The sequence below is a fragment of the Actinomadura spongiicola genome (genome assembly GCF_003432485.1).
In the GTDB taxonomy this organism is placed as follows: Bacteria; Actinomycetota; Actinomycetes; order Streptosporangiales; family Streptosporangiaceae; genus Spirillospora; species Spirillospora spongiicola.
The window spans coordinates 679,664-701,264 of sequence record NZ_QVNQ01000001.1 but is presented as its reverse complement, the minus strand read 5'-3'; the positions used below and the strand labels follow the sequence as shown (position 1 = coordinate 701,264).

General features: G+C 70.9%; 17 protein-coding genes. 7 read left to right on the top strand and 10 right to left on the bottom strand.

All coding sequences use genetic code 11. The features are described from left to right. Positions 1–8: 8 nt before the first annotated feature. Entirely contained in the window at positions 9–1,751 is a 1,743-nt protein-coding gene (locus tag D0T12_RS03335) for an ABC transporter ATP-binding protein (protein ID WP_117397732.1), read from the bottom strand. Continuing rightward, the gene (locus D0T12_RS03330) at positions 1,748–3,520 is read right to left on the bottom strand and encodes an ABC transporter ATP-binding protein (RefSeq protein WP_117397731.1); all 1,773 of its coding nucleotides are present in this window, start codon (positions 3,518–3,520) and stop codon (positions 1,748–1,750) included. Before D0T12_RS03330 ends, D0T12_RS03335 begins: the two co-directional genes overlap by 4 nt. Positions 3,521–3,617: 97 nt before the next feature. Between D0T12_RS03330 and D0T12_RS03325 the strand changes: the two genes are divergently transcribed. Then, positions 3,618–4,301 (top strand): MerR family transcriptional regulator, encoded by a 684-nt coding sequence (locus D0T12_RS03325; protein WP_117397730.1) that lies wholly within the window; start codon positions 3,618–3,620, stop codon positions 4,299–4,301. Here D0T12_RS03325 and D0T12_RS03320 read toward each other — a convergent pair. The 8 genes from D0T12_RS03320 to D0T12_RS03285 form a co-directional block, all read right to left on the bottom strand. Further along, positions 4,253–5,065, bottom strand: coding sequence for an SDR family oxidoreductase (locus D0T12_RS03320; RefSeq protein WP_117397729.1), 813 nt, complete (start codon positions 5,063–5,065; stop codon positions 4,253–4,255). The two genes, D0T12_RS03325 and D0T12_RS03320, sit on opposite strands and share 49 nt — an antisense overlap. Positions 5,066–5,098: 33 nt before the next feature. Beyond that, on the bottom strand, positions 5,099–6,202 hold the full coding sequence (locus tag D0T12_RS03315) for an ABC transporter substrate-binding protein (RefSeq protein WP_117397728.1): 1,104 nt from the start codon (positions 6,200–6,202) through the stop codon (positions 5,099–5,101). A gap of 63 nt (positions 6,203–6,265) precedes the next feature. Further along, positions 6,266–7,426 carry an acyl-CoA dehydrogenase family protein gene (locus tag D0T12_RS03310; protein ID WP_117397727.1) on the bottom strand — a complete coding sequence of 387 codons (1,161 nt, stop codon included), beginning with the start codon at positions 7,424–7,426 and terminating at the stop codon, positions 6,266–6,268. Further along, the gene (locus D0T12_RS03305; protein WP_117397726.1) at positions 7,426–9,567 is read right to left on the bottom strand and encodes an acetate--CoA ligase family protein; all 2,142 of its coding nucleotides are present in this window, start codon (positions 9,565–9,567) and stop codon (positions 7,426–7,428) included. Before D0T12_RS03305 ends, D0T12_RS03310 begins: the two co-directional genes overlap by 1 nt. Continuing rightward, positions 9,567–10,355 (bottom strand): enoyl-CoA hydratase/isomerase family protein, encoded by a 789-nt coding sequence (locus D0T12_RS03300; RefSeq protein WP_158581388.1) that lies wholly within the window; start codon positions 10,353–10,355, stop codon positions 9,567–9,569. The genes D0T12_RS03305 and D0T12_RS03300 overlap by 1 nt, the downstream gene beginning before the upstream one ends. An 80-nt stretch (positions 10,356–10,435) precedes the next feature. Beyond that, a complete protein-coding gene (locus D0T12_RS03295) occupies positions 10,436–11,563 on the bottom strand; it encodes an ABC transporter ATP-binding protein (protein WP_158581387.1) in 1,128 nt (375 codons plus the stop codon). Beyond that, positions 11,560–12,444 carry an ABC transporter permease gene (locus D0T12_RS03290; protein ID WP_233525844.1) on the bottom strand — a complete coding sequence of 295 codons (885 nt, stop codon included), beginning with the start codon at positions 12,442–12,444 and terminating at the stop codon, positions 11,560–11,562. The genes D0T12_RS03295 and D0T12_RS03290 overlap by 4 nt, the downstream gene beginning before the upstream one ends. 5 nt (positions 12,445–12,449) lie before the next feature. After that, entirely contained in the window at positions 12,450–13,346 is an 897-nt protein-coding gene (locus D0T12_RS03285; RefSeq protein ID WP_147339360.1) for an ABC transporter permease, read from the bottom strand. Positions 13,347–13,605: 259 nt separating this feature from the next. Here D0T12_RS03285 and D0T12_RS03280 point away from each other — a divergent pair, with 259 nt between their 5' ends. The 6 genes from D0T12_RS03280 (at position 13,606) to D0T12_RS03255 (ending at position 21,596) form a co-directional block, all read left to right on the top strand. Further along, complete coding sequence (locus D0T12_RS03280) at positions 13,606–14,880, top strand: PucR family transcriptional regulator (RefSeq protein WP_117397722.1); 1,275 nt, start codon at positions 13,606–13,608, stop codon at positions 14,878–14,880. 122 nt (positions 14,881–15,002) lie between these two features. Then, a complete protein-coding gene (locus D0T12_RS03275; RefSeq protein ID WP_117397721.1) occupies positions 15,003–16,463 on the top strand; it encodes an aldehyde dehydrogenase family protein in 1,461 nt (486 codons plus the stop codon). After that, on the top strand, positions 16,460–18,109 hold the full coding sequence (locus D0T12_RS03270) for a thiamine pyrophosphate-binding protein (RefSeq protein ID WP_117397720.1): 1,650 nt from the start codon (positions 16,460–16,462) through the stop codon (positions 18,107–18,109). The genes D0T12_RS03275 and D0T12_RS03270 overlap by 4 nt, the downstream gene beginning before the upstream one ends. A 79-nt stretch (positions 18,110–18,188) precedes the next feature. Then, the gene (locus D0T12_RS03265; protein ID WP_117397719.1) at positions 18,189–18,776 is read left to right on the top strand and encodes a PadR family transcriptional regulator; all 588 of its coding nucleotides are present in this window, start codon (positions 18,189–18,191) and stop codon (positions 18,774–18,776) included. 40 nt (positions 18,777–18,816) lie between these two features. After that, entirely contained in the window at positions 18,817–20,445 is a 1,629-nt protein-coding gene (locus D0T12_RS03260) for a urocanate hydratase (RefSeq protein WP_117397718.1), read from the top strand. Further along, positions 20,442–21,596, top strand: a complete 1,155-nt coding sequence (locus tag D0T12_RS03255; protein WP_117397717.1) for a CaiB/BaiF CoA transferase family protein — start codon at positions 20,442–20,444, stop codon at positions 21,594–21,596. The genes D0T12_RS03260 and D0T12_RS03255 overlap by 4 nt, the downstream gene beginning before the upstream one ends. Positions 21,597–21,601: the final 5 nt, after the last annotated feature.

Genomic DNA, 21,601 nt, shown 5'->3' with positions numbered 1-21,601 from the left:
CGGCGCGTTCAGCCGCGGTTGGCGATGCGCCAGTGCCGGGACCGTTCGGACTGCCGGCTGATGCGCGCGAACGTCCCGCCGCCGCGCAGCAGTTCCGCGGGGGTGCCGGACTCGGCGACCCGGCCGGCGTCGAGCGAGACCACGTGGTCGGCGGCGGCGAGGGTGGCGGGACGGTGCGCGATCACGATGATCGTGCGGTCCGGGTCGGCGCCGAGGTTGGCGATGGCCCGGGTGATCGCGGCCTCGTTCTCGGGGTCGAGCGCGGAGGCGGCCTCGTCGACGAGCACGACGCGCGCCCGTTTGAGCATCGCGCGGGCGATCGCGACGCGCTGGCGTTCACCGCCGGACAGCTGGGCCCCGCCCTCGCCGACGCGGGTGTCCCAGCCGGCGGGGAGGCGTTCGATCACCTCGTCGAGCCGGGCCGCGCGGGCGACGTCGTGGAGTTCGTCCCACGTCGCGTCCGGGCGGGCGAGGCGCAGGTTGTTCTCGATGGTGTCGTCGAACAGGTAGACGTCCTGGAAGACGATGGCGATCTCATCGAGGAGCACTTCCGGGTCGAGTTCGCGGACGTCGACGCCGCCGACGCGCACCGTGCCCGCGTCCACGTCGAAGAACCGGGCGATGAGCCGGGTCACCGTCGTCTTCCCGGAGCCGGACGGTCCGACCAGCGCGGTGGTGGTGCCCGCCCGGCAGCGGACCGACACGTCCCGCAACGCGGGCGCCTCACCGCCGGGGTAGGTGAACGTGACGCCGGAGAGTTCGATGTCGGGCCCGCCGATTCCGGACACGGGCTCGGTCGGGACGGGCAGCGCGGGAGTGGCCAGGATCTCCTCGATACGGGTGATCTTGTTGGTCATGGCGCGCAGGGCGCCGACGAGGTCGATGAGGTTGCCGAGCGGCTGGAGGAAACGGGCGGCCAGCACGAGCAGGGCGATCGCCTCGGCGACCTCGACGTGTTCGCCGAGCAGGAGCCCGGCGACCAGGGCGAGCACGGCGACGAACCCGCCCGCGATCACACCGGTGTAGACGAAGAACGGGCGGCGTGCGCGTGCCATGCCCTTCCGGTAGGTCGCGCGGTGCTCGTCCAGCGCGGCGCGCATCCGGGGTGTGCCGTCGGCGTGACCGGCGGCGCGCAGGACGGGCTGGGCCTGCCCGAGTTCGATCGCGCGACCGGCGATGTCGGCCGACGCGCGCTCCAACTCGATCTCGGCCTCGGCGGTGACCCGCGCGGCCCGCCGCAGCGTCCAGGAGGCGGCCAGCGCGATCGCGCACAGCAGCAGCGCCACCCGCCATTCGACGGCGAACGTGACGGCCACGACGGTGGCGGGCAGCAGCGTCGAGGTGATGATCGGGTTGCCGATCACCACGGCGAGGTGCGCGGCGTCGCCCACGTCGGCGGTCACTCCCCGCGCGAGACGCGCCTTGTTGTTCGCGGTGAACCAGCCGAGCGGCAGTGTGCTCACGTGGCGCATCAGCCGTTTCCGGAGCTGAGCGGCGAGCCTGCCGCCCGCCGCGTACCCCACGGGGTCGGCGATGACGCTCAGTGACCCGTAGACGGCCGCGCCGATCGTGCCGAGCACGAGCCACGGCGTCGCCTCGGCGATGTCGGGTTCGGGTCGGACGACGGCGTGCAGGATCGGGACGAGCAGGCCGAGCAACAGTCCTTGCAGAACGGCCTGTGCCGCGGTGAGCGACCACAGCCGGGCCAGCAGCCGGGGGTCGGGCCACAGCCGGTAGAGCCTGCGGATCATGCGAGTACCCCTTCCTGCGCGGCCCACATCCGGGCGTACAGGCCGTCGCGGGCGAGCAGTTCGTCATGGGCGCCCCGCTCGACCAGCCGGCCGCGGTCGAGGACGAGGATCTGGTCGGCTCCGGCGATCGTGTGCAGCCGGTGGGCGATCACGATCACGGTCTTGCCGGTCGCCAGGGTGGCCAGGGCGTCCTGGACGGCCGCCTCGCTGTCGGGGTCGAGCGCCGCGGTCGCCTCGTCCAGGACGACGATCGGCGCCCCGGACAGGATCGCCCGCGCGATCGTCAACCGCTGCCGCTCACCACCGGACAGTCGGCCGCCGCCCGCGTCGAGCAGCGTGTCGTATCCGTCCGGCAGCCGCTCGATCACGTCGTGGACGTGCGCGGCTTCGGCGGCGCGGCGGACGGCCGCGTCGTCGGCGCCGGGGCGGCCGATGCGGATGTTCTCCGCCACGCTGTCGCGCAGCAACGCGACGTCCTGGAACACGAGCGACATCGACCTCAACAGTTCCGCCGACGGGATCGAGCGCACGTCGACACCGCCGATGCGGATCGAACCGCTCGTCACGTCGTAGAAGCGCGGCAGCAGGCTCGCGAGCGTCGTCTTTCCGGCTCCGGACGGTCCCACGATCGCGGTCACCCGGCCCATCGGGCAGACGGCGCTGACGTCCTCGACCGCGCGGGTCTTCCCGTCGTAGGTGAACGAGACGTGGTCGAGCTCGACGTCGTGACGGGCCGGTACCTGTGGGCGGTCGGGCTCGGGAAGCGGCGGACGGGAGAGCAATCGTTCGATGTTGGCCGCGCCCATCCGTCCCTTGCGCACTCCCTGGGCGGCGGACACTGCCGGGAGTACCGAGGCCGGGAGCCCGACCGCGACCACCAGGAACGCCACCAGGCCCGCCACGGTGAGCGACCCGTGGGCGATGAAGACCGACCCGGCGGCGGTCACGGCGGTGAGGACCGCCATCTCCGAGCCGAGCAGCCGCGTCATCGCCGAGCTGTACCGCACCTCGGAGACCCACGCCGCGAACGCCTCGGCGTACTCGTCCACGGCGTCGTCGAAGCGGCGCATGACCTGGCCGCCGGTTCCGAACGCCTTGACCACCTGGATGCCGTCCGCGTACTCGACGCTTGCGGCGCTGATCCGTCCCTCGGCGGTGATGAGCCGGTTCACATGGGCCGTCATGGACCGCATCGAGACGCGGTAGGAGATCCCCATCAGGCCCAAGACCGCCAGCACGACCAGCGCCATGGGGACGTCCACGAAGAACAGGTAGCCCGCCGCGACGGCCATCACCGTGACCGCGCCGGTCAGCTGCCCCAGGGCGTGGGCGATGACCTCGTGCATCTCCTCCAGGTCGCCCGTCATCGCCCGCTTGACCCGGCCGGAGCCCACGGATCGGAACCAGCCCAACGGCAGGGCGCCGAGGTGGCGCACGATCCGCGTACGCAAGGAGTGCAGGATCGCCGCGTCCGCGTAGTGCCCCACCCGGGACGACTGGACCAGCAGCACCAGCCACAGGGCGGCACCGGCGGCGCCGACGCCGACCCAGGTCCAGACCGCGGCGGCCGACCCCGCCGGATCGTCGAGCATGATCCGCGCTATCTCGGCGGCGGCGATGTAGGGCACGATCCCCGCCGCCGCCGACAGCGCCGACAGGGTGCCGCACACGATCAGATACGGCCTGATGGGGGCGAAGAGCCGTGCCAGCGCCCCGGGTTTCGCGAGCCCGGCCGACTGTTCGGGGTCCGCGTCCGTTGTCGTGCTCACGTCTGGGGCTCCTCCCGTGGACTGCCACCGCGACTAAGGCATGCCTAACCTCGCTTCATCTTGATTCTTCAAGGCGACTTGATGTCAACTGGCCAATGTGAACGATCGACTCGGCGTCTCGATAGGGCGGGCCGCGGCGCTTTTCGACCTGGCTCCGTCCACGTTGCGATGGTGGGAGGCGCAACGGGTGCTTCCCGAGCCGCCACGCGTCAACGGGCGGCGTGTCTACACCGAGACCGAGTTGCGTCGCATCGGTCTCGCCTACCTGTGCTGCGTCACCGGAGCGATGTCCCTCGAACAGACGGCTGTGGTGACGTCCGACTCCAGCTCCAACGAACGCTGGCGAAGCACCGTGAAGCGGCACACCGAACTGATCGAGGAGCGGATCGAAAAGCTGCGGACCACCCGCGAGTACCTGCTGGTCCTGCTGGAGTGCCCGGACGACGACATCGTCGCCGAGTGCCCGCACCTCGATGGCGAGTTGACGCGGCATACCCCGCGCGGTTCCGTCCCGGCACAGGACCTTGTGGCGGCGGCGCGGTCAACACCGCGCCGCCGCCCGGCCCGCGAAGGGCGTGACGAAAAGGAATCGACGCGTGACGAAAAGCCGGAGCCTCAAAGCCGCTGTGCCGTCTGCGCGGAACCGCTGACCCAGCCGTCCCGGGGCCGACGCCGCCGATTCTGCTCCCGCGCATGCCGGCAGCGGCACTACCGAGCCCGATCAACGAGCGGTCACCGGGGCGACGGTGAGGCGCCGTTCGTTTCGAGGGGCGGGCCGTAGATCTGGGCGCCCAGGGACTGGCCGCCGTCCGCCGTCAGGGTGGTGCCGGTGATGTAGGCGGCTCGGTCGCTGAGGAGAAGGCCGATGAGGTCGCCGACCTCGGCGGCGCCGGCGAAACGGCGTAGCGGGACGGACGCCAGGACCCGGTCACGGTCCTCCTGTTCCGCCCACAACGCGCTGCCCGCTCCCTCCGTTTCGGTGGGGCCGGGCGCGACGCAGTTCAGGCGGATGTCGTACCGGGCCCATTCGACGGCGAGCGTGCGGGTCATGGCCACGACGCCCGCCTTGGCGGCGGCGCTGTGGACGGTGCCGGGGTGGCCCGTCCAGGCGTAGGTGGCGATCACGCTGACGATCGAGCCGGGGCGGTTCGTCTCGATCATGCGGCGGGCCACCGCGGAGGTGCAGTTCCACGTCCCGTTGAGGACGATGTCGACCACGGCCCGCCACCCGTTCGGCGACAGCTTCTCCGCCGGGGTGACGAAATTGCCCGCCGCGTTGTTGACCAGGCCGTCTATCCGGCCGAAGCGGTCCATGGCGGCGTCGACGGCCGCCTCGACGGCGGCGGGATCGCGGACGTCGGCGGTGTGCGCCAGGGCGTCGCCGCCCTGGCGCCTCACCTCGTCCGCGATCTTCTTCAGGGGTTCCTCGCGGCGTCCGATCACGGTCACCGAAGCACCGAGCGCGGCCAGATGGAGGGCGGTGGCCGCGCCTATGCCGGTACCGCCTCCGGTGACGAGATAGGCGCGGTCTGCCAGTGATTCCACTGCTCGTTCTCCTCGGTGCGTTCGGGGGGTGCCTCAGGACTTCGCGAATTCCTGGAACCGCTTCAGGACGGCGTCACGGTTCGACCCCCACCATTCGCTGTCCTGGAGGAACTGCACCTCCACGTTCTGCGGGTGCGAGGGCAGCGTCTTCGCGAACTCCTTGTCCATCAGGTCGAGGGCCTTGGCGTTCGACGGGCCGTTCGGGTACTTGCTCCAGACGCTCGCCTGGATGTCGGGCCGGACGGAGAACTCCATCAGCTTGAAGGCGTTCTCCTTGTTCGGCGCGTCCTTGACGACCGACCAGGCGGCGAGCTGGAACATGCCGCCGTTCCAGGTGAATTCGAGCGGTGCGCCGCCCTTCTTCAGCGCGCCGATGCGGCCGGAGAAGATGCTGGTCGCGCCGACCTGCTTGCTGACGAGCATCTGACCGGGCTGGGCACCGGACGTCCACCACTGCGGGACGTTCGACTTCAGCTTGTCGAAGCTGCGGAACGCGCGGTCCACGTCGATCGGGTACACGGCCTTCATGTCGACGCCGTCGGCGAGGACGGCGAACTCCATGTCGGGCGGGACGCCGTTGTCGGCGCCGCGCAGCGAGCGGCGGCCGGGGAATTTCTCGGTGTCCCAGAAGTCGGCCCAGCTCTCCATCTTCTTTCCGGCGCCGACGACCGATGTGTTCCAGGCCATGACGATGGAGAACAGGTAGTACGTGAGCCAGTTCTTGTCCACGTACGCCGGGTCGATTCCGGGAATGTTGAGCAGCCTGTCGGGCAGTGGCTCGAAGTACTTGCGGCCGATGGGCAGGACCGTGCTGGGGCCACCGGCGATGAGGTCCCATTCGATGTTGCCGGTCTCGACCATCGCCTTGATCTTGGCGGGGGTCGGCGGGCCGGCCACCACGACCTCGATCCCGGTCTCCTTGCTGAACGGCTCGAAGATGTACTTCTTCTCCGCCTCGACGAGCGCGCCGCCCCAGTCGGCGACGACGACCTTCTTGCTGCCGCCGCCCTTGTCGTCGGAGCCGCCGCAGGCGCCGAGCACCGGCGCGGCGGCGAGGCCGCCCGCGAGCAGGACGCCGCCGCGCAGCACGTCACGGCGCGAGGGCGAGTAACTCTGTGATCTTCCGGGGATCTTCATGGAATCGTCCTTTGCTGGGGGATGGCGCGGAACTCAGGGACGGTGACCTGGTCGAAGGGTTATTCAGCGGAACATGCCTCGTTTGAGCAGGTTGCGGGCGATGATGATGCGTTGAATTTCGGAGGTGCCTTCCCATATCCGTTCGATGCGGGCGTTACGGTACGCGCGTTCCACGTAGGTCTCGTTCATGTAGCCGGTGCCGCCGAAGATTTGGAGGACCCGGTCGGCGACCCGGCCGAGGGCCTCGCTGGCGAACAGCTTCGCCGTCGCCGCCTTCGCGTGAATGATCTTGGGCGCGGCGCCCTGGTCGACGGACCAGGCCGCCTCGTAGGTCATCAGCCGGGACGCGTGCAGGTCGGTGGCGCAGTCGGCGAGCATGAACTGGATCGCCTGGTAGTCGGCGATGGGACGGCCGAACTGGACGCGCTGCTTCGCCCACTCCACGCCGTCGTCGATGAGCCGGGCCATGGGGCCGAGGCAGCGGGCGGCCGTCATGATCCGGCCGCTGCTCAGCGCGCCGTGCCCGAGGCTGAAGCCGCGACCGGGCTCCCCGAGCACGTTCCCCTCCGGGACGGCGCAGTCGTCGAACACGAGTTCCGCCTGGCGGTAGCCGCGATGCCCCATCGTCTTGTGGAGTTGCCCGACGCTGAACCCGGGCGTGCCCTTCTCGACCAGGAACGCGGTGATGCGGTCCTGTTCGCGGTCGGGGTGGGTCAGCGCGAAGACGATGGCGAAGTCGGCGGTGTCGCCGTGGCTGATGAACCGTTTACGGCCGTTGATGACCCAGGAGCCGTCACGCAGTTCGGCGCGGGTTCGGATGTTCGCGGCGTCCGATCCCGTGTCGGGTTCGGTCAGCGCGAAACACCATTGGACGTCGCCGCGCACGCACGGGATCAGGAACCGTTCGCGCTGCTCGTCGTTGCAGGCGAGCAGGACGCTCGGTGTCGTGGGCACGACCTCGGCGAGGCCGCCGAGCGCGCGGAACAGTTCCTCGGTGACCAGGACCTGGCTGAGCACGTCCATGCCGGCGCCGCCGACTTCCTCGGGCATGCCCATCGAGTTCAGCCCGATGGCGCGGGCCCGTTCCCGGATGCGCCGTTCGACCTCTTCGGGGAGGCCGTCGTGCTCCTCCACGTAGTCCTCGTGCGGGATCAGTTCGGTCTCGGTGAACCTGCGGACCGTTTCGCGGAACTCCACGAGATGGTCGGGAATCGCGAAGTCCATCAGTTCGGCCGTCCTTTCGGGTTCGCGGCGCGGACGACCAGGGCGTCGAGCGCGAGGCACCCGTCCGGTCGGCACAGCAGCGGGTTGACGTCGATTTCGGCGATCCGGGGGAAGTCGGCGAGCAGCCGTCCGACCCGGATCGCGGTGTCGGCGAGCGCGTCCATGTCGCCGGGCGGGGCTCCGCGCAGGCCGCCGAGCAGCGCGCCGACCTTGAGCCGGTCGAGCGCGGCGCGGACGTCCGCGCCGCCGAACGGCCAGAGCAGGGCGGCGGCGTCGCCGAGCAGTTCGGTGAGGACGCCGCCCGCGCCGATGACGACCAGCGACCCGGCGACATCGTTGCGCCCGCCGACGATCAGCTCGACGCCCGGCTCCGCCATCCGTTCCACGAGCAGCGGATACGCGGCCCCGGTACGGCTCCGGACGCGGGCCACGGCGTCGCGCAGCGCTTGTTCGTCGGCCAGTCCGACCTCTACTCCGCCGATGTCGGACTTGTGGGCGATCTCCGGCGTGTGGACCTTGCACACCACCGGGTAGCCGATCCGGGCGGCGATCGCGGCGGCGGCTTCCGCGTCGGCCGCCACGTCACCGGGCGGCGACGCGATCCCGTAGAGCTTCAGCAGCCGCTTCGCGTCGGCCTCGGGCAGCGTCCCGTCGTGGGCGTCGAGAAGCTCGGACGCGCGCCGCCGAACGTCGGCATCCGTGCTGGACGCGTCGTCGGCGCTCGCGGGCGGACGCGGCGTGCCCGCGAGCGCGACGGCGCGCAGGGCCGGACGCGTCCCGGCGAGCAGCACGATTCCGTGCCGCGCGGCCAGGTCGGTGAGCCCCGGAGCGAGGTCGGTGGCCATCGTCATCATCACGACCGGCACGTCCAGCTCGGCGGCGGCCTCGCCCGCGCCGCTGATCATCTCGGTCCAGCCGATCTCGTCCAGCGGGTCGGAGTGCGCGGGGGCGTCGCCGGAGAAGACGACGACGTCGACGTTCGGGCACTCGCCCATCGCGCGGGTCGCGGCGCGGTACACGTCCTGGTCGCCCCACGCGTTCGCGCCGAGGTCGAGCGGGTTGTGCACCGCCATGTACGGCGGCAGCACATCGGCCAGCGCCGACTCGGCGGCGTCGTCGAGCGCGGCGAGCGGAACGCCGGTGTCCTCGGCTAGGTCGGCGATCAGCCCGCACTCCCCGCCGGAACTGGCGAACACCCCGACGACGCTGCCGCGTGGCCGGCGCGGCGCGGCGAGCAGCGTACAGAGCGCGATCATCTCGTCGAGGTCGTGGACGCGGTGCACACCGGTCTGCCGGAACAGCGCGTCGTAGGCGGCGTCCCGTCCGGCGAGCGTGCCGGTGTGCGCGATCGCCGCGGCCTCGCCGACCGCGGACCGGCCCATCTTCAGCGCGATGACGGACACGTCCAGCGCCGCGGCCCGTTCCGCCAGCGCCCGGAACCGGCCCGTGTCGGCCAGGCCCTCCATGACGAGGCAGACGACCTTCACGGCGGGGTCGGTGAGGAAGTACTCCAGGCAATCGGACAGGTCGAGAACGGCCTGGTTCCCCGCCGACACCCCGTACGCCACCGCCGGGAGCCGCCCGGACAGCATCGTCGTCAACGCCATGTTGCCGCTCTGCGCAGCGATCGCCACCGTGCCGTCGGCGCCCGCGTGCACGTACGGCATTTCGATGCCCCACAGCGCGGCGCGTCCCCGGTAGCTGGCGAGACCCAGGCAGTTCGGGCCGATCAGCGGCAGCCGTCCCTCGGTCGCGGCGACGAGATCGTCCTGGCGGCGGCGTCCTTCCTCGTCCCGTTCGGCGAACCCGGCGCCGTACACGACCATGCCGCCCACGCCGAGCCGGGTCGCCTCCGCCGCGAGCGCCGGAACGCCCGGCGCCGGGATGGCGGCGGCCACCGCGTCCGGCACCTCCGGCAGGTCGCTCAGCGACGGGTAGGCCGCCACACCGTCCACCTCCGTGTGGGACGGGTGGACGGCGTACAGGCGGCCGGTGAACCCGACGGCGCGCGTGTTCCGCAGCGTCCGCAGCCCGTACCCGCCCTTCGGGGACGCGCCGACGACGGCGACGCTGGCGGGCCGGAACAGCCGGTCGAGGCGGTGACCGGTCGTCTCCCGCGCGGACGTGGCCCGGGTGGTCATCAGCGCCCCACGAAGACGGGACGGCGCTTCTCGATCGCGGCGGCGAGACCCTCGGCCTTGTCCTCGGTGTGCACGCAGAGCAGCGCGCCACGGTGCTCGTTGCGCAGCGCCTCCTCGATCCCGAGCGTGTGGCCCGCCCGGATGTTCCGCTTCGCCTCCCCGATCGCCACGGTCGGACCGGCCGCGAAGATCCGCGCCTGTTCCAGCGCGCGATCCATCAGTTTCTCCGGCGGGACGACGTCGCTGACGACGCCGATGCGCAGCGCCTCGTCCGCGTCGATGATCCGGCCGGTGTAGATGAGTTCGGCGGCGCGGGTCTCGCCGACGATCCGGGGCAGCAGGTACGAACCTCCGGCGTCCGGGCAGATGCCGCGCTGGGTGTAGACCTGGCCGAACCGGGCGGCCGTCGACGCGAACCGCATGTCGGCGGTGAGCGCGATGTCGAAGCCCGACCCGGCGGCGACGCCGTTCACGGCCGCGATGACCGGCTTCGGCAGCCAGTAGAGCCGCGCGATCGTGCGGTGCATCTTCACGGCCCACGACTCCTCGGCCGCGTCCGCCTTCGCCGCCCACTCCTTGACGTCCGCGCCGGAGCAGAAGCCGCGCCCCGCGCCGGTGATCACCACGGCCCGGACGGACGGTTCCTTCCCCGCATACGCGAGGACGCGGTCCAGCTCGTCGATGTCGGTGTTGGCGATCGCGTTGAGGCGTTCCGGCCGGTTCAGGGTGAGCACGCCGACGTCGCCGTCCATGTGCCAGGTACAGCACGTGAGTGCCGTCAGATCCATTGCGTCCCTTCCCGTACGAAATCCATGCATGACGAACAGAGGTCGTGGCGGGAGGCGTTCCGGTCGCGGCGGTCCGGCGGTCAGGTCACGTGGGCGAGGAACCGGCAGTCGCCCGGCGCCCAGCTGAGCCAGTGCGCCGAGCCGGTGTCGTAGTCGGCCCGCCGCGCGGACGGCACCACCACCTGAAGCTCGGCGCCCTCCGCCGTCCGCAGATGCACCTCGATCTGTGGGCCGAGGTAGACGTGGGCGGCGACGGTACAGCTCACCGCGTTGCGTTCGGCGGCGTCCGGCTTGTCGGAGCCGATCCGGAACCGTTCCGGACGGATCATGAACTCGCCGGTGGGGTCCGCCGAGCAGTCGTTGTCCTTGTCGACCAGGACGCGCCCGGCCATGCCCTCCACTTCCACGACGGTGTACCGGCCGTCGTCGTCCACCCGCCGGGCGGGCAGGCAGATCGACTGGCCGAGGAACTTGGCGACGAACGAGTTGACGGGCTCCTCGTAGAGTTCGTCCGGCGGCGCGGTCTGCTGGAGGACGCCACGGTGCATGACGCCGATCCGGTCGGACAGCGCGAGCGCCTCGTCCTGGTCGTGGGTGACGTACAGGACGGTCGCGCCGATCCGCTGCTGAAGGTTCTTCAGCTCCAGCCGCATGTGGTCGCGCAGGTTCCGGTCGAGGGCGCCGAGCGGTTCGTCCATCAGCAGGACGCTCGGGTCGAACACGAACGCGCGGGCGAGCGCGACGCGCTGTTGCTGGCCGCCGGAGAGTTGCCGGGGGTAGCGGTCGCGGAACTCGGTGAGCTGCGTCATCTTCAGCACGCGGTCGATCTCGCGCGCCGCGTCGTCCTTCTTCATCCGCCGCATCCGCAGCGGGAACGCGATGTTCTGCGCCACGGTCATGTGCGGGAACAGCGCGTAATTCTGGAAGACCAGGCCGATGTTGCGCTTCTCCGGTACCTCGTCGGTGACGGCGCGTCCGGCCAGGTACACCTCACCGGCGGTCGCCGACTCCAGGCCCGCGAGGATGCGCAGGTTGGTCGTCTTGCCGGAGCCGCTCGGCCCGAGCAGGGTGACGAACTCGCCCTTGGCGATCGCGAGGTTGAAGTCGTGGACGGCGGGCGAGTCCCCGTACCACTTGTGGATCCCGTCGAAGACCACCTGGTCGGTGGTCGTGGACGCGGTCGTCGGCTTGGTCATCGGCGCGGTCATCGGCGCTCCCGCCGTTCACGAAGAATCTTGATCAGCTCGGACAGGAGGAACAGCCCCACGCAGACGACGATGAGGATCGTGCCGGCGACGGCGAGCGTGGGCGTGAGGTCGTTGCGGACGCTGTCCCACAGCATGCGCGGGAGCGTGACGGAGCCGCTGCCCCCGACGAACAGGATGATCACGGCTTCGTCGAAGGCGATCACGAACGCGAACAGCGCGCCCGCCGAGATCGCGGAGGTCAGCGAGGGAAGGGTGATCCGCAGCAGGGTGCGGGTCATGCCGGCGCCGAGCGTCCGGGCGGCGTTCTCCAGTTCGGGGTCGAACTGCTGGAGCGCGTTCGACACCGCGACGAGGACGTACGGGATGCCCATCACCGAGTACGCCACCGAGATGAGCTGCCAGTGCCCGATCACCTTCAGGTCGGCGAACGTGAAGTAGTAGCTCATCGCCAGCACGATGATCGGGATCAGCAGCGGGGAGTAGAGCAACGCGAAGACGAAGCCCTTCCCCCGGGCGTTGCTGCGGGCCAGGCCCCAGGCGGCGACGGTTCCGACGACGGTCGCGATCAGCGCGGCCAGGGCCGCGATCCGCGCGCTGAGCAGCGTCGCGTCGACCCATGCGGAGTCGGCGAAGAACTTGCGGTAGTGCGTCAGCGACCAGCCTTCCAGGGGGAAGGACAGGTAGTCGACGCTGTTGAACGACTCCAGGACGACGATCACGATCGGTGTCACGAGGTAGCCGAGCACGAGCGTCACCACGACGCGCAGGCCCCAGCGCAGCACCCGTTCCAGCGGTGTCGAGGGAGAGCGCCGGTCGCGGCGCCGTCCCGGGGGCCGCGCGGGCCTGGTCTCGCCGCCGTCGCGCGCCGTGGGCGCGGTCATGGTGCTCACAGCGCCACCAGGCCCTTCACCTTGGTCAACCGCCGCACGATCATGGTGAGCGTGGTGGCGATCACCAGCAGCAGCGTGGCCAGCGCCGCGGCCATCCCCCAGTCGAAGTTCACCTGGACGGCCTGCGCGATCACCACGGCGATCGTGCTCTGCTTCGGCCCGCCGACCAGCGCGGGCGTCACATAGAAGCCGAGCGCGATGACGAAGACGAGCATGCCGCTGCTGACGATCGCGGGCACCGCCAGCGGCAGGTACACGTGGGCGAAGGCGCGCAGCGGGCCGGCGCCGAGCGAGCGGGCGGCGGGCGGCAGCGAGGAGTCGATCTGGTCGAGCGTTCCCTTGATGATGAGAATCGGGAACGGCAGCAGAATATGTGTCATCGCTATGACCACAGCGCTTTCGCTGTACAGCATTCCCTGCGCGTCTCCGGTCACCGGTTCGAGTATTGAGGTCACCAGTCCGTTGTCACCCAACAGGACGATCCAGGAGAACGACCGTACCAGGATGCTCGTCCAGAACGGGATGATCACGAGAAGTACCAGGAAACGGGCCTTGCGTTTCGATGTCCGCGACAGGAAATACGCCACCGGAAAGCCGAGGACGACGGTGAGCAGTGCCACCTCCGCCGACAACCGGACGGTGATGACGAGGACGTCCCAGATCGCGTCATCGGTGAACGCGCGCCGGAAGTTCCCGAATCCGGGTTTCGGCTCGGTGACGCTTTTCAGCAGCATCGCGCCCACCGGATAGGCGTAGACGATCGCCATGAAGGCGACCGGCAGTCCGAGCGCCATCGTGACGAAGTCGGGCCTTCTCGTCCGCCTTCTCGGCGCCGGCCTGCTCCGGACGTCGCCGGCCGGCGGCAGGCTCGTCGCGGAGGTACGTGCCGTCACGCTCCACCATCCCTCCGTTGCCGTATGACGACACAGTCAACGTTTACGGGCTGACATATGTCATGAGGTCAGGGTCACAAAAGTCGCTGAGGGGGCCTGTGCGCGAGACACAGTCCCGAGCCCGGCCGAACCCACCGGGGGCGATCGCCGTTCCGGACAACAGGCCGTTGACGTGGGATGAAATAGCGTGATACATCTCCACAACCCGGGCCGGAACGGGTGACGCAGATCTCTCTGGTCCGGGCCTGGGGAGGTGACCATGGCACCATCCGACACGTCCGCCGCCATCGCCGAACCACTGGCGACCGTGGCCCGGAACCTCGAATCGGCCTCGACGGCGCTCGCGAACGAGTTCGTCCGGAAATTCGTCTCGGCGGCCGATACCGGAGCCGTCGACCGCCAGGCGCCCGTGGAGGCGTTCGAGATGGCGGTGAACGTCATCGGCCTGTGCGCGGCGGGGCTCGCCGACGGCGGCCGGGTCGGCGAACTGTCGTCGGCGCGCGGCTCGCGCGTCGCGCTCCAGGGCCGGTCGGTGGTGGAGGCCGTCGAGTGGCTCCGCCTGCTGGAACGCGTCGTCACCGACCACGTCCTGGCGAACGCCGACGAGGATGGGAACGGCATCGGACTGGACGACGTCCGCGCCGTGCTGGGGCGTCTCGCCGAGCTGTTCGACGTGCTGTGCACCCGCGAGCTGGAGGCGTTCACCAGCACCTACAACGAGCTGGCGGGCTGGCAGGCGCGGGTCAGCACCGACCTGCTGAGCTGCCTGATCTCGGGCGCCGCCGTCGACGCCAGCACGGTGAACGACCAGGCCAGGACCCTCAACATCAATCCGCACCAGCCGTTCCGCGCGGTCGCCGCCTACCACGATCCGGCGCCGACGGCGCAGCAGTGGGCGCGGGTCCGCCGCCGGATCATGGAGGTGCTGTGGCGGCACGACCCGCGCCGCGAGATCCTGCTCAGGGAGCGGCGCGGCGTGCTGCTCGCGCTGGTGCCGGTGGACCGCGCCGGGCCGGGCGTCGTCCCGCTGCTCGCCGAGATGCTGGACGGCGAACCGGGACGGTCGCTGTTCGTGTCGGCGGGCGAGCCGGGGGCGTCGCTGGCGGCGGCCGGGCACAGTTGCCGGCAGGCGCTGTCGGCGTTGGAGATCAGCATCTACCGCGACCAGCGCGGCCAGGTCACCCAGTGCACAGACGTGATCCTGGAGGTGCTGCTGGCGCACAACCGGTGGGTGTCGAACCGGCTCATCGAGACCCGCATCGGGCAGCTCGTCGAGAAGCCGCATCTGCTCGACACGCTCCGGGTGTACATCAACTGCGATATGGCGTTGCAGCGGACGGCGGAGGAACTCCTCGTCCATCCGAACACGGTGGCCTACCGTTTGCGGCAGATCGCCACGCTCACCGGACGTGATATGCGCCGCATCATCGACATCGGTGATCTCAATGTCGCGTTGATGGCGTACGACGCGATCCAGATGCGGCGCGACCGGGAAGAGGCCAGGACTGATCTGCGGGCACGCTTGTTCGCGTGACCGAGTGCCGTCATGTGTCGGGCCCATAATGACCGCCGGTTTTCTTTGGTGGCACGACCTCAACAGGTTTTCGGCGACTGATTCTAGGCTTCGACTCACCGAACACTTGTGAGCGGAGCGACATGGACCATCGTGCGGACACCTACATCGACGGGAAGTGGGTCGAGAACAACGGCGATGACGTCATCGCCGTCATCGACCCCTCGACCGGGCAGTGCGTCGCCACGGTGCGCGAGTCGGCGACCGAGGACATGGACCGGGCGGTCGAGGCCGCGACGCGGGCGCGTCCCGTCCTGCGCGCGATGCCGCCGGAGGAGCGGGCCGCGCTGCTGGGACGCGTCGCCGACGGGTTGGAGGCGCGGCTCGACGAGCTCGCCGAGCTGATCTCCAGCGAGATGGGGATGCCCCGCAAGCACTGCGGGAACTACCAGGTGCGGACCGCGATCGGAACGTTCCGCAACACCGCCCGCGCGGTCGCCGACGTGGACTTCGTCGCGCCGCTCGCCGGGACCGCGCCGTCCGGCCGCTCCACCGTGCTCCGCGAACCGGTCGGCGTGGTCGCCGCGATGACGCCGTGGAACTTCCCGCTGCTCCAGACCGCCGCGAAGATCGGCCCGGCGATCGCGGCGGGCTGCCCGGTGCTGCTCAAGCCCAGCGAGGTCGCGCCGCTGGACGCGTTCGTCCTGGCGGAGGCGTTCGACGCGGCGGGCGCGCCGCCCGGGGCGTTCAACATGCTGTTCGGGAACGGTCTGCACGTCGGCGAGTACCTGGCCCGGCATCCCGGCACCGCGATGGTGTCGCTGACCGGTTCGACCCGCGCGGGCCGCCGGGTCGCCGAGGTCGCCGCCGCGTCGATCAAACGGGTGACGCTGGAGCTCGGCGGCAAGTCCGCGGCGGTGGTGCTGCCGGACGGCGACCTCGCGGGGGCCGTCGAACGCGTCGTCCGGTCCGTGATGATCAACACCGGGCAGACGTGCACGGCGCTGACCAGGCTGCTCGTGCCGTTCCAGTCGCTGCCGGACGCGGAGGAGCTGATCGCGGCGGCGATGGCGGCGTACCGGGTCGGCCCGTCCAGCGACCCGGACGCCGACGTCGGCCCCCTCGCCAGCTGGAACCAGCAGCACCGGGTGACCGAGCACGTCGAGCGCGCGCTCGTCGACGGCGCCCGGACGATCTGGTCGTATCCGGACGCGGAGCTGCCGAGGGACGGCTACTTCCTGTCCCCCACCGCGTTCGCGGTCAGCGACCCGCGTATCGCGCTCGCGCAGCAGGAGGTCTTCGGCCCGGTGCTCGCGGTGATCCCGTACGTGGAGGAGGACGAGGCGCTGTCGATCGCCAACGGCACCCCGTACGGGCTCGCGGGCGCGGTCTGGTCGGCCGACGAGGAACGCGCGCTGCGGTTCGCGGAGCGGATGGAGGCGGGCAGCATCGAGATCAACGGCGCCCCCTTCAACGGGCTCGCTCCGTTCGGCGGCTACAAGCAGTCCGGTTACGGCCGCGAGCTGGGCGCGTACGGGATCGCCCAGTTCACGGAGCTGAAGGCGATCCAGCGGCACGCCGCAGACCCGGCGGTTGCGCGATGAGCGATCGCACGGGCGGTGACCTGGTCGTCGAGGCGTTGCGGGCGCTCGGCGTGGAGATGCTGTTCGGTGTCGCGAGCGTCCACAACCTGCCGATCTTGGACGCGGTGCGCCGCGACGGCGGTATCGAGGTCGTGAACGTCCGGCACGAGCAGGCGGCGGTGCACGCCGCCGACGGCTACGCCCGCGTCACCGGACGGCTCGGCGTGGCGCTCGCCTCCACCGGCCCCGGCACGGCGAACACGATGGGCGGCCTGTTCGAGGCGCAGTTCTCCGGTTCCCGGGTGCTGCTCATCACCGGCCAGATCGAGTCCCGTTTCCTCGGCCGCGCCAAGGGCTACCTGCACGAGGCGGAGCAGCAGCTCGCGATGCTGCGCACCCTGACCCGCGAGGCGTGGTCGGTGCGCCGCGCCGAGGACATCGCGGAGACCGTCGTCGCGGCGGGCCGCGCCACGGGCCGCGGCTGGCCGCAGCCGACCGCCGTGGAGATCCCGGTGGACCTCCAGTACGCGACGGTCTCCGCCGAAGTGACGGTCCCCGAACCCGCCCCGGCGCCGCGTGCGCTGCCGCCCGAGGATCGGGTGCGCGCGGCGGCCGACCTACTGGCGGACGCGCGCCGTCCGCTGATCTGGTCCGGCGGCGGTGTGCTCAGCGCGGGCGCGTGGCCGGAGCTGCGCCACCTGGTCGAACGGTTGGAGATTCCCGTGGTCACCTCGGTGCAGGGACGCGGCGTCCTGCCCGAGGACCATCCGCTGTGCCTGGGGCCGCTGGCCACGATGCCGCCGCTGCGGGAGGTCGTCGAGGACGCCGACGTGGTCCTGGCCGTGGGCGCCCGCTTCCAGATGTACACGACCGACGCGTGGCGGCTGCGGCTCACGGATCGGCTGATCCACGCCGACGCCGACGCGAGCGTGTTCGGCCGCACGTACCCGCCCGCCGTCGCGCTGCACGGCGACGCCCGTGAAACGCTCCGCGCGTTGGACGAGCACGTCGCGACCACCTCCGCCACCGAAGACTGGGGCGTGACGACCCGCAAGGCCGCGGCGGAGGCGCGTGAGAACGCCCTGGAGACGCTCGGCCCCGACCATCGGGCGCTCGTGGCGGCGATCCGCCGGGCGCTGCCGCGCGCCGGGGTGATCGTCCGCGACTCGACCGTCCCCGCGTACGCGTGGGGGGACCGGCTGCTGCCGATCCTGGAGCCGCGCACATCGCTGCATCCGGCGGGCGCCGCGATCGGCCCCGGGCTGCCGCTCGCGATCGGCGCCGCGCTCGGCAGTAGGGAACGGACCGTGGTGATCCACGGGGACGGCGGCATCATGCTGTCGATCGGTGAGCTGTCGACGCTCGCGCAGGCGGGTGCGCCGGTCACGGTCTGCGTGTTCAACGACCGCGGGTACGGGGTGCTGCGCGACGTCCAGCACGCCACGTTCGACGGTGCCCGCAACGACGTCGACCTGCACACGCCCGACTTCGTGGCGCTGGCCGCGGCGATGGGCGTGCCCGGCGAGAAGGTGTCCGACGTCGCGGGATTCGACCGGGCGTTCGCGCGGTCGGTGGAGCGGGAGCCGGGCCCGTACCTGATCGAAATCGATCTGACGGCGCTGGCGCCGATGAAGCGCCGCGCCGGACGCCAGCAATTGCTGAGTTAGTTTCCAGCCGTCCGTGTCAGTCCGAAGTGAGAGGAAGCTGCTCTTATGACCGTCCAGAATGGATGGTACAGTTCACAACATGGCGATCAACCTCTCGGCCAGCTCCTACCTCGTGCTGGGGCTGATCGGCCTGCGCGGACCGAGCTCGTCGTACCAGCTCAAACGCGCCGTCGAACGTTCGATCGGCTACTTCTGGCCCTTCCCCCACAGCCAGCTCTACGTGGAGCCGAAGCGGCTGGCGGAGGCGGGACTGTTGGAGGAGTCGACCGAGACCGAGGGGCGCCGCCGCCGGACGTACTCGCTCACCCCGAAGGGGCGCGAGGCGCTGCGCGAATGGCTCCGGGACCCGGACACCGAGATGTTCCAGGTCCGCAACGAGGCCGAGCTGAAGCTGTTCTTCAGCGAACTCGGCGACGAGGGGACGGTGGAGCGGCTCGCCGACGCGCAGCTGCGCTACCACCAGGGCCGGCTGGACGAGTTCCAGAAGATGCTGGAACGGCTGGTCACGGTCCCCGATCTGGAGAAACGGGTGGCGCCGCTCGTCCTCGGCGTCCGCATCGAAGAGGCGTGCCTGTCGTTCTGGCGCGATGTCCGCGAGACGGGCGTCCGCGGCGCGCTGGGGCGGACGGGCCTTCCGGGCGACCACGAGGGGCGTCACCCGGACTGAACACTCCGCCTGACCCGAGGCGGGCGGAAAGGGGACCCTCATGGTGATCGCCGACGTCGCCGGACGGGAGCCGCGCTGCCGTGGCCCACGGCAGGAGACGCTCCTGCGGATGTTGGAAAACACCCTCACCCACGCGGAACGACCGGACGACCTCATCGTGTACGCGGGCCTGGCGAAGGCCGCCCGCGACCACGCGGCACTGAAGGTGCTGACCGAGGCGCTGTCGACGCTGGAGGAGCACGAGACGCTCGTCGTCCAGTCCGGCAAGCCGATCGGGGTGTTCCCGACCGGGCCGCGGGCGCCGCTGGTCGTGATGGCGAACAGCAACCTCGTCGGCCGGTGGGCGACCAGCGAGCACTTCTACGAACTCGAACGGCGCGGTCTGATCGCGTGGGGCGGGTACACGGCGGGCGACTGGCAGTACATCGGGTCGCAGGGCATCGTCCAGGGCACGTACCAGACGCTCACGGCCGTCGCCGACGCGCACTTCGACGGTGACCTGGCCGGACGGCTCGTCGTGACGGCCGGGCTCGGCGGCATGGGCGGCGCGCAGCCGCTGGCCACGGTCATGGCGGGCGGCGTCGCCCTGTGCGTCGAGGTGGACGCCGACCGGATCAGGCGGCGCATCGACAGCGGCTACCTCGAACGCGGCACCGAGTCGATCGACGAGGCGATCGTGTGGGCGAACGATGCCGTGGCGTCCAGGACGGCCGCGTCGATCGGGCTGCTCGGCAACGCCGCCGACGTCCTTCCGGCGCTACGCGAACGCGGCGTCGTCCCCGATGTCGTCACCGACCAGACGGCCGCGCACGACCTGATGTACGGGTATGTGCCGTCCGGGATGACGCCCGGCGAGGCCGCGGCCCTGCGCGACAGCGACCCCGATGAGTTGACCCGCCGCGCCCGCGCGTCGATCGCGGCGCATGTGGAGTGCATGCTCGCCTGGCAGGACGCGGGCTCGGTCGCGTTCGAGTACGGCAACAACCTGCGGGCGCAGGCGGCGGAGAACGGCGTCGACGCGTTCCGTATCCCGATCTTCATCGAGAAGTACATCCGGCCGCTGTTCTGCCGGGGCATCGGGCCGTTCCGGTGGGTGGCGTCGTCCGGGGAGCAGGCCGACATCGACGTCATCGACGACCTCGTCGTCCGCGAGTTCCCGAACAACCCGCTCGTGCAACGGTGGATCCCGACGGCGCGGAAGTACGTGCGGCAGGCCGGGTTGCCGTCCCGGATCTCGTGGCTCGCGCACGGCGAGCGGACGAGGCTCGCGCTCCTCGTCAACGAGGCCGTTCGCTCGGGCGAGCTGCGCGGCCCGGTCGCGTTCACCCGTGACCATCTCGACGCGGGCGGAGTGTCGCAGCCGCTGCGCGAGACGGAGAACATGCCGGACGGCTCGGACGCCGTGTCCGACTGGCCGCTGCTGAACGCCCTTCTCAACGCCGGTTCCGGCGCCGACCTCGTGGCGATCCACGCCGGGGGCGGCGGCTACGCGGGCTACATGCAGAGCGCCGGGATCACGCTCGTCGCGGACGGCACCTCGGCAGCCGACGAGCGGATCGCCGCCGCGCTCACCGCCGACACCGGCATCGGGATCATGCGGTACGCGGACGCCGGTTACGACACCGCCGCCGACGCCGTCCGGGCCAGCGGCCTGCGGTGGTTCGGATGACCGCCGGGGCCCTCGACGGCGTCCGCGTCCTGGACCTGAGTCGTGTGCTGTCCGGCCCGCTGTGCGCCCGGATCTTCGCCGATCTCGGCGCGGAGGTCATCAAGGTCGAGTCGCCCGCGGGTGACGACGCCCGCCTGTTCGGCCCGTTCGTGGACGGCGACAGCACCTTCCACCGCCTCCTGAACCGCAACAAGTACGGCATCACCCTCGATCTGAAGGACCCGTCCGACCGCGACCGGTTCGCCCGTCTCGTCGAGCGTGCCGACGTCCTGGTAGAGAACTTCCGTCCCGGCGTCATCGACCGGCTCGGGTTCCCGCCGGACGAGCTGCTCCGCCTCAACCCGGGCCTGGTCGCGGTCAGCATCAGCGGGTTCGGGCGCACCGGGCCGCTCACTGATCGGCCCGCCTACGACCTGATCGTCCAGGCGATGTCGGGGCTGATGTCGGTGACGGGCCCGGACGGCGGGCCCGGCGTCCGCGTCGGTGTCAGCATCGGCGACATCGTGCCCGCGCTGTACGCGGCGGTGGCGGTGATGTCGGCGCTGTACCAGCGGGAACACACCGGGCGCGGGCAGCACATCGACCTGTCGATGTTCGACGGGCTGGTGTCGATCCTGGAGTCGGTGGCGATGCGGGCGCTGCACACCGACGAGGACATCCGTCCCGCCGGTGGACATCACGCGATCAGCGCGCCCTACGGCACGTTCGCCGCGAAGGACGGCCCGATCGCGATCGCCGTCGCGAGCGACGCGTTGTTCGCCCGGCTCGCGGACGTCCTGGACCGTCCCGGCTGGCTCACCGACGAGCGGTACGGGTCCGACGCCGACCGCGGCCGCAACCGCCAGGAGTTGTGCCGGGACGTCGAGGAGGCGCTCGCGGACCTGACCCGCGAGGAGGCGCTGACCCGGTTGGGCGAGGCGGGGGTGCCGTGCGGCCCGGTCCTCGGCGTCCGGGAGGCGCTGTCGCATCCGCACACACTGGCCCGCGACCTGGTACGGGAGGAGCCGGACGGTTTCCGCACCCTCGCGGGGGGTCTGCGCACGACGGGAACGATCCAGGAGTTCCGTCCGGCGCCCGCGCCCGGCGAGCACGACCACCTGCTGGAACGCTGGCTCGCCGAGGAGCCGCGCCGCACGTCCCGTCCCACCTGAAAGGG

What these genes read in the sequence shown, in the direction of transcription:
- D0T12_RS03265 (WP_117397719.1), top strand. Translation starts at nt 18,189, where the DNA reads ATGGCGATCAACCTCTCGGCCAGCTCCTACCTCGTGCTGGGGCTGATC.
- D0T12_RS03315 (WP_117397728.1), bottom strand. Translation starts at nt 6,202, where the DNA reads ATGAAGATCCCCGGAAGATCACAGAGTTACTCGCCCTCGCGCCGTGAC.
- D0T12_RS03280 (WP_117397722.1), top strand. Translation starts at nt 13,606, where the DNA reads ATGGCACCATCCGACACGTCCGCCGCCATCGCCGAACCACTGGCGACC.
- D0T12_RS03270 (WP_117397720.1), top strand. Translation starts at nt 16,460, where the DNA reads ATGAGCGATCGCACGGGCGGTGACCTGGTCGTCGAGGCGTTGCGGGCG.
- D0T12_RS03290 (WP_233525844.1), bottom strand. Translation starts at nt 12,444, where the DNA reads ATGACCGCGCCCACGGCGCGCGACGGCGGCGAGACCAGGCCCGCGCGG.
- D0T12_RS03295 (WP_158581387.1), bottom strand. Translation starts at nt 11,563, where the DNA reads ATGACCGCGCCGATGACCAAGCCGACGACCGCGTCCACGACCACCGAC.
- D0T12_RS03335 (WP_117397732.1), bottom strand. Translation starts at nt 1,751, where the DNA reads ATGATCCGCAGGCTCTACCGGCTGTGGCCCGACCCCCGGCTGCTGGCC.
- D0T12_RS03255 (WP_117397717.1), top strand. Translation starts at nt 20,442, where the DNA reads ATGACCGCCGGGGCCCTCGACGGCGTCCGCGTCCTGGACCTGAGTCGT.
- D0T12_RS03310 (WP_117397727.1), bottom strand. Translation starts at nt 7,426, where the DNA reads ATGGACTTCGCGATTCCCGACCATCTCGTGGAGTTCCGCGAAACGGTC.
- D0T12_RS03305 (WP_117397726.1), bottom strand. Translation starts at nt 9,567, where the DNA reads ATGACCACCCGGGCCACGTCCGCGCGGGAGACGACCGGTCACCGCCTC.
- D0T12_RS03275 (WP_117397721.1), top strand. Translation starts at nt 15,003, where the DNA reads ATGGACCATCGTGCGGACACCTACATCGACGGGAAGTGGGTCGAGAAC.
- D0T12_RS03260 (WP_117397718.1), top strand. Translation starts at nt 18,817, where the DNA reads ATGGTGATCGCCGACGTCGCCGGACGGGAGCCGCGCTGCCGTGGCCCA.
- D0T12_RS03300 (WP_158581388.1), bottom strand. Translation starts at nt 10,355, where the DNA reads ATGGATCTGACGGCACTCACGTGCTGTACCTGGCACATGGACGGCGAC.